The sequence below is a fragment of the Xanthovirga aplysinae genome, assembly GCF_009711365.1.
GTDB lineage: Bacteria > Bacteroidota > Bacteroidia > Cytophagales > Cyclobacteriaceae > Xanthovirga > Xanthovirga aplysinae.
In genome coordinates, this window is record NZ_SMMB01000493.1 from 1 (window position 1) to 1895 (window position 1895).

Genomic DNA, 1895 nt, shown 5'->3' on the forward strand with positions numbered 1-1895 from the left:
TTTTGCCGGATCAGAGGCAGATAAAAAGAATGCCGGATAGGCCCCTGAAATTATCCCTACCATCAGGATAATCCCTGGAATAGTGATTAGTAGGTGTGGGTTGTTTAAGTAGTTGGAAGTAATTGATTTGGAAGCCAGATGATTAAAGGCAGGAAGGCTGATTTCAACCAAACCGATAGCCAGTAGAAAAGATAGCAAACTTAAAATAAAAGATTCTGATAGAAATTGAACCAAAAGTTGAGAACGAAAAGCTCCAGCAGATTTACGAATTCCAACTTCTTTTGCTCTTTCTGCGGAGCGGGCGGTTGCGAGATTCATATAATTGATACAGGCAATCAAGAGAATAATAAAGGCCATGGCAGAAAAAATATATACATATGTGATACTTCCATTGGCCTCATGTTCATCTATAAGTTTAGAATGTAGGTGAATGTCTTTTACAGGCTGAAGATAATACCGAAATCCATTCCCTTTCTTTTCAAATTCATCCATGGTGATACCCAGGTGATCATTTATCAGAGGGCCAATATATTTTCCAACCATGTTCGGAAATTTAGCTTCAAGTGCTGCGGTTGATGCATTTTCTTTTAGAACCACATAGGTGTAAAATTCATGAGTCCCCCAGTCTTGTTCTTCTACATAATCCTTGATGGTAGCCATGGAAAAGAAAGCACTGTAATGGAAATGGGAGTTTTGGGGTAAATTCTTAAATACACCTGTGACTTTGTGAGCTTGTTGTTTGTCCAGGGTAAGGGTTTTTCCCAAAGGATTTTCCTTACCAAAGATTTTTTTAGCGGTTGTTTCATCAATAATAATTGAATTGGGTTGGGTAAGGGCTGTCTTCGGATTACCTTTTAACAAGGGGATAGTAAAGACTTCAAATAAGGTAGAGTCCGCATAAGCCATATGTTCAGCTTTAAATGAGTTCTCCCTATAACTAATAAAATGGGATCCAGCCGTACTCATTCTGGTTACTTGTTCCACTTCGGGGAAGTCATTTTTCAGGGTTTCAGCTGCGGGAGCCGGTGAAGCAGCTTCTTGTTGATCGACTCCATTTAAAGAAATGTCAACCCTCACCCTATAAAGTCGATCAATTTTGGAATTAAACCGGTCATAGCTCAATTCATCCTGCACCCAAAAAAAGATCAACAAGCAGCAGGCCATGCCTACTGCTAGTCCCATTACATTAATAAAAGTATAGAGTTTTCGCTTTATTAAATTTCTAAAGGCGATTTTTATGTAGTTTTTTAACATGGTTTGATTTTAACAAGTATAGAAAAAATGTGCTGCCCTTTAAATTATTCAAGAAGTATGCCAGTAAAAATGGGGCTTTAGAGACGTAAAAGCAAGGTTTTATAAGTGAAGACGTCCGCCAGAAGACATTAACGTTCGCTGACGGACGGTATATATTTTTCCTAAACCTCCTGGTTGTTTTTAAACACTGGAAGGTCTGAAGATGGAAAATTTACTCATTCCTGATCGAATTTACAGGATCATCTGTAGCGGCTTTGACGGCATGGTAGCTCAAGGTAACCCAGGCCACAAGAAAAGAGAGTATTCCGGCCATAAAGAATATCTCCAGACCTATGGAAGTATGAAAATGAAAATTCTGCAGCCATTTATTCATCCCCCACCAGGCCAATGGACTTGCAATTAAAAATGCAATTATTAACAATTTTCCAAAGTTTTTGGAGAGAATTAGTACAATTTCCCTGATAGAGGCTCCCAACACTTTTCTTATCCCAATTTCTTTCTTGCGCTGTTCAGCAGTAAAGGCGGTTAAGCCAAATAAGCCTAAACAGGCAATAAAGATCGCCAAGCAGGCAAATACAGCAAAAATTTCTCCTGTTTTCTGTTCTTGTTTATACATACTGTTAAAGCGGTCATCCAAAAAA

Annotated in this window: 2 protein-coding genes; both read right to left on the minus strand. The window is 38.6% G+C overall.

The window, feature by feature from the left end; all coding sequences use genetic code 11:
- The coding region (locus E1171_RS02065) for an ABC transporter permease (protein WP_155203597.1) at positions 1-1254 on the minus strand (1254 nt) is incomplete at its 3' end.
- A gap of 211 nt (positions 1255-1465) precedes the next feature.
- Positions 1466-1895: ABC transporter permease (locus tag E1171_RS02070; RefSeq protein ID WP_155203599.1), on the minus strand; the 430-nt coding region annotated here is incomplete at its 5' end.